4 protein-coding genes are annotated in these 5556 nt (G+C 65.1%); all 4 read right to left on the bottom strand.

Annotation, left to right across the window (positions count from 1 at the left end; all coding sequences use genetic code 11):
* Positions 1 to 105: 105 nt before the first annotated feature.
* The 4 genes from QMX78_RS19805 to QMX78_RS19790 all read right to left on the bottom strand — a co-directional run bounded on the left by QMX78_RS19805 (position 106) and on the right by QMX78_RS19790 (position 5352).
* Positions 106 to 1662, bottom strand: coding sequence for a hypothetical protein (locus QMX78_RS19805; RefSeq protein WP_282272846.1), 1557 nt, complete (start codon positions 1660 to 1662; stop codon positions 106 to 108).
* Between the two features lie 16 nt (positions 1663 to 1678).
* Positions 1679 to 2257 carry a hypothetical protein gene (locus QMX78_RS19800; RefSeq protein WP_282272844.1) on the bottom strand — a complete coding sequence of 193 codons (579 nt, stop codon included), beginning with the start codon at positions 2255 to 2257 and terminating at the stop codon, positions 1679 to 1681.
* A gap of 40 nt (positions 2258 to 2297) precedes the next feature.
* The gene (locus tag QMX78_RS19795) at positions 2298 to 2729 is read right to left on the bottom strand and encodes an NUDIX domain-containing protein (RefSeq protein ID WP_282272842.1); all 432 of its coding nucleotides are present in this window, start codon (positions 2727 to 2729) and stop codon (positions 2298 to 2300) included.
* Positions 2730 to 2985: 256 nt separating this feature from the next.
* On the bottom strand, positions 2986 to 5352 hold the full coding sequence (locus tag QMX78_RS19790) for a S9 family peptidase (RefSeq protein ID WP_282272840.1): 2367 nt from the start codon (positions 5350 to 5352) through the stop codon (positions 2986 to 2988).
* Between the last annotated feature and the right edge of the window lie 204 nt (positions 5353 to 5556).

Raw genomic sequence — 5556 nt, 5'->3', positions numbered from 1 at the left:
GCACAGATGCGGTCCTGCAGGCCGGTCAGATAGTCGCGTACGCGGTCGAATTCGTTCATGTGCGTACTGTAGCGCAGGCCGCTGCCGCGGCCTGCGCCTCATGCCTTACTTGCGCAGCGATTTGCCCTTGCTGGGCGTCGCCGGTGCGTCGGCGTCTTCTTCGCTGTCGAGGTCTTCGGCGGCACGCATCAGCTGCGCGCCCAGGCCGGCCATTGCCCAGTTGGTGGTCTCGTAGACATCGCAGGCCACATGGGTGCCCTTGCTGTCGCGCTTGCAGATGGACAGCAGTTTGCCGGGGATGTCTTCGTCGCCGGTGTTCTCGTAGACGCTGCGCAGGTTCTCGCAGCCAACGCGCACACCGGCCTGGCACAGCTTCTGGTATGCCGGCGCAGCGGCCTGCCAGTCGCCGGCCAGCGCATGGCGGTGGCCAAGGGTATTGCAGCCCTGCAGCTTGCCGCTGTCGCAGCAGGCCTGTGGATCACTGCCCACAGGGCAATCCTGCGGCAGCGGCAGTTCGACGAATACCTTGGGCGCGCTGCACTGGCTGCTGCCGCCAGTGCGCTGGTAAACGGCATAGCGGTTCCAGCTGTCGATGCCGAGCAGGCCGCCGTTGCGCAGCGGCTTGAGCACGAAGTCGCCACCCTTGTCGTGGCGGATATGGATGGCGCCGTCCTGCAGGCGTGCGCGCAGCTCGCTGCCCATGCCCATCGTGACCAGGCCATCGTTGCCGAAGCCAAGTTCATCCATCAGGCCGGTGCTGGCCTTGTAGTCGCCGCAGGGCAGGCTGCTGGCGGGGGCGACATCAAGGTCGGTGGCACTCAATGCAGCCAGCGCTTGTGCGCGCTTGCAGGTCATCTCGTCGGCGCCCGCCTTGCAGGCCAGCTGCAGCGCTTCGCGCGCGGGCAGGTAGCGCCCCGCATCCCAATGCGCGTCGGCGACTTCGCTGCAGAAGCCTGCGTCCGGATGGCTGCGGCACAGCTGCAACAACTCGTTCAAACGCGGCTCGGGAAGCACCACGGTGTTGCTGCTCAAGGCACCGGCCAGTGCCTTGGCCATGGCGATACCCAGTACTTCCTTGGCCGCTGCCAGACAGGCCGCTTCGTTGTACTGCGGATTGCCCTCCTTGCAGACCGCAGGTTCTTCCAGATCCGGATCCGGCGTTGCCGCCTGTTGTGCGGCCTGGGCTTCATCACGGTAGCTGGACAGCAGGCGTTCGCAGGCGAAGGGCAGGTCCTCCTGGCACCACTGGCTCAACTGCTGCGGCGTTGCCGAGCTGGCGTTGTCGATGCAGCTGTCGATATCGGCACGGCAGCTGTTCGCGGCCGGCGTAGGCGCTGTCTTGCAGCTGCTGCTGGTGTCCAGCACGTAGTCGCCCAAGCTGCCGGTGATGCGCTTGCCGTCGCTGCTGAGGCTGTACTCGGTGCTGAAGCCATTGGATACATCGGCGGCATGCAGGGTGTTGCCCTGCTGGCGGATTACATACTGGGTAGGCGCCAGGCCTTCGTAGCGCATCGAGGCCTGGCTGCTGCTTTCAATCACAAAGCGGGCCGAGCCTTCTTCGGCGCTATAGCTGCCGCAGCTCAAGCTGGCGGCAGCCGCCGGCAATGCGCTCAGTGCCAGCAGGCCGCCGGCGAGGGCGGACAGTAGACGTGGAACAGACATGGAAACTCCGGGGGATTCAGTGAAACAGGGAACGGACGTCGGGACGGCTCAGCTTGATCACCAGCCAACCGTGCAGTCCGGCCAATGCCAGCGCGGCGGCGATGCCAGTGATCAGCGAGGTCCACAGGCCAACGCGTAGTTGCACGCGCATTTCCAGGCCTTCTGGGGAATTGAGGAAGTCGGCAGGCACCATTGCCTGCATGGCTTCAAACATGCCGTGGATCAGTGGCAGGGAGGCAAAGTTGGCCAAGGCCACCAGCACCAGGAAGACGATGAAGCCGATCCGGCCCCATTCGCGGTGCCTGAGCAATGCCCATGACACCGCGAGGAACGCGATCGACAGCAGCAGGCCAAGTACGCTCAGCGAGAGTGCGTGTTCACCGAGCCAGAGCATGCCCGGCGTTACCGGCAGGCCTTCGTTCTGCATGGCCTGCAGGATGTCCAGGCGGCCGATCAGGACCACTGCCAGCAGTTGCAGCAGGCTCCAGACAATGGCCAGTGCAGCCATCACCAGCGAGAGCTTGGCGGTGACGGCGATGAACGAGGTCGCTGCGGAGGGCGTGGCCGGGATTGGTGGGAGCTTGGGTGAATTCACGGTGGTTCGCTACGGATGTTCTGGTGGATCGTTGCAGGGGTCAGTCGGCTTTCTTTGAGGAGGACAACGCTGCACACGCTGCAGGCAATACATGCAGCGCACTCAGCGGCGCCAGCTTCACGCCGTGCGGTGGCTGCAGCGGTATCCACCTCAGCTCGGCAATTTCAGCCTGCACCTGAGGTACGCCGGTGATGCTTACCAGGAAGGATTCGCCCTGCACACGGCGTCCTGGTTCGTTGACGGCAATGTCTTCGAAGCTGCCGAGTGCCACTGCACTGTTGCCGTCGATCTGCACACCGAGCTCTTCGTGGAGCTCACGGGCAAGTGTCTGCAGTGCGTCCTCACCGGGTTCGCGCTTGCCGCCTGGCTGGATGAAGGTATCCGAGCCATGTTTGCGCACGACCAGCACGCGCTGCTGCGGATCGAGGATGACGGCGGTGACGATGCGGATGGGGTTTTCTGTAGTTGGCATGTGCGTCCAGCAGGTGGGGCTCCGTGCGGGGAATGGTACTGGAGGCTTGGGTGGTGATGGGGCAGGAGCAGAAGCAGAAGCAGAAGCACCCCTCCCCAGCCCTCCCCTTGGCTACGCCAAAGGGAGGGAGCAACGCGGCCCCCTCCCTTGCGCAACGCGCAGGGGAGGGTTGGGGAGGGGTGCTCTTCGCTGTATGCAAGAAGCATCCGCAGCACCCACAAACAACAAGGGCGCCTCGCGGCGCCCTTGTTGATGCTTACTTCAGTTCCTGCTCGAACAGCTTGAGGATGCGCTTGTACTGGTCCAGCCAGGAATCGGCACGCGTATAGCCGTGGCGCTCCAACGGGTAGGGCGCGATCGACCAGTTGTCCTTGTGCAGCTCGATCAGCTTCTGCGTCATGTTGACCGAGTCCTGGAAGAACACGTTGTCATCCATCATGCCGTGCGCGATCAGCAGGTTGTCCTGCAGGCCCTCTGCATATTCGATCGGCGAGGAGATGCGGTAGGCCTCCGGATCGATGTCCGGGGTGTTGAGGATGTTGGCGGTGTAGGCGTGGTTGTACTGGTGCCAGTCACCCACCGGGCGCAGCGCGGCACCGGCCTTGAACGTGCCCGGCGAGCGGAACAGCGCCATGTAGGTCATGAAGCCGCCGTACGAGCCGCCGTAGATGCCGGCGCGGGCGCGGTCGCCCTGCTTGGTTTCGACCAGCCAGTCCAGGCCGTCCAGATAGTCTTCCAGCTCCGGGTGGCCCATGTTGCGGTAGATGGCGGTACGCCAGTTGCGGCCATAGCCCTCGCTGCCGCGGTAGTCCATGTCCAGCACGATGTAACCCTTCTGCACCAGCAGGTTGTGGAACATCTGCTCGCGGAAGTAGTTGGAATAACGCGCATGCACGTTCTGCAGGTAACCGGCGCCGTGCACGAACATGGCGATCGGGTATTGCTTGCCCGGCTCGAGCTTTTCCGGGCCGTAGTACTTGGCCCAGACGTGGCCGGCACCGTGCCTGGACGGCACCTGCACCATCTGCGGCTGCACCCACTCGCGTGCCTTGAATTCGGCGCTGCGGGTATCGGTGAGCTTGCGTGCTTCGCCGCCGCTGACCGGCAGCACGGCGACCTGTGCCGGCAGATACGGCGCGGAGTAACGCACCAGCAGCTGCTGGCCATCCGGCGACAGGCTGAAATCTTCCACGCCATCGAGCGCGGTCACCTCACGCACGGCACCGCCGTTGGCGTTGACATTGCAGACTTCGTAATCGCCCGGCCACTTCTGGTTGCAGACGAAGTAGAAGCTGTTGCCGTCGGCGCTGACCACCGGCGCCGAGGTTTCCCAGTTGCCGGAAGTAATGGCCTTGGGCTTGCTGCTGCCGGTCTGCGTGTACAGGTGCGAGTAGCCGGATTCCTCGGACAGCAGCCACAGGGTGCGGCCGTCCGGCATCCAGCCGTAATCGTTGAAGCCCCAGTTGATCCAACCGCCATCGGTCAGCCGGTGACGGCTTTCCAGGCGCGCGCTGGTGGCGCTGGTGGTGGCGATCCAGCGGTCCTTGTTGTCGTTGGCGCGCAGCATCAGTGCCGCCTGGCTGCCGTCAGCATTCCAGCGGATGCCGCCGCCCATGAAGTCGCTCATCAGTTCCAGCGGACGGTTGCCCTTCAGCGCGTCCTTGCCGGCCTTGCGGCGCAGCTCGGCCAGCGGATCGGTGGCGATGCCGGGCAGGTTGTCCAGCGACAGCGGCTCGACCTTGCCGGTGGCGGCATCGGCCAACCAGAACGCATGCGGTTCGGGATTGTTGCGGCCGACGCGGGTGCGGGTGTCTTCGGCTTCTTCGTAGCCGGACTCGGTGACGTACAGTGGCATCTTGCCGCCGCGGCCTTCCTCGTAACCCTTGGGCTTGGTGACCACGATCAGGTGGCGGGCATCGGGCGACAGGGCGCTGTCGACGATCTCGACATCGGCGCCAAGGAAGATCGGTGCCGGTGCGCGGGTCGGGTCGGCCTGGCGCCAACGCTCGCCCTGCTCGCGCAGCTCTTCGCGCTGGGCGCGATCGGTGCGCAGGGTGGACAGGGTGCGCATCTGCTGGTCGCGCAGCACGTCGGCCTTGGGTGCGTCGGCCGGGTTCTTGTCGGCCTTGAGCTGGGCGACCTGACTGGTGATGTTGTTGCGCGGATTCCAGTGGAACCAGTTGTTGCCCACTTCCCAGATCACGCCGCCGTCGCTGGCGAAATTGACGCCACCGGCGCGCTCGTTGCTGCGGGTCAGCTGGGTCAGCGTGCCGCTGCGCAGGTCGCGTACGAACACGTCGCCGTTGCGGACGAAGGCCATGCGCTGGCGGCTGCTGTCATAGACGCGGTCGGCGGCATCGAGGGTGCCGCGCTGGTCATCGGCGACCTGCTGGCCGACACCGCCACTCACCGGCAGGCGGAAGCTGTCGCGCACGGCGCTGCCCTGGCGCTTGAGCGTGTACTCGACCTGCTGGCCGTTCCACGACCACCAGGCCGATTCCACCGGCGGCCCGATCCAGTCCGGGTTGGCCATGGCCTGCTCGATGGTGATCGGCGTGGGTGCGGCATGGGCGGTGCCGAAAGCGGTCAACAACAGCAGGGACAGGGGCAGCAGCTTGGGCATCATTCGGCACCGGTGAAAGGGAACCGAACAAGGGTAGCAGCAGGCCCGCGCGGCGGGCTGGGCCACAGGTCATGGAGGCAGGGTTCGGCGGATGAGCTGCCGGAATCGGCAATGTTTAGGTTGCCTCGAAGGGCTGGGGCAGAAGCGTAGTGCCGAGCCATGCTCGGCAGGTGCTTTACCGGGAAAGCCTCAGCCGAGCATGGC

The organism is Stenotrophomonas sp. PS02298 (assembly GCF_029959445.1).
In the GTDB taxonomy this organism is placed as follows: domain Bacteria; phylum Pseudomonadota; class Gammaproteobacteria; order Xanthomonadales; family Xanthomonadaceae; genus Stenotrophomonas.
The sequence above is the reverse complement of the archived record's forward strand: the minus strand, read 5'-3'. Positions and strand labels throughout refer to the sequence as shown.

Coding starts and splice junctions, on each gene's coding strand:
- QMX78_RS19805 (WP_282272846.1), bottom strand. CDS start 1,662: ATGTCTGTTCCACGTCTACTGTCCGCCCTCGCCGGCGGCCTGCTGGCA.
- QMX78_RS19795 (WP_282272842.1), bottom strand. CDS start 2,729: ATGCCAACTACAGAAAACCCCATCCGCATCGTCACCGCCGTCATCCTC.
- QMX78_RS19790 (WP_282272840.1), bottom strand. CDS start 5,352: ATGCCCAAGCTGCTGCCCCTGTCCCTGCTGTTGTTGACCGCTTTCGGC.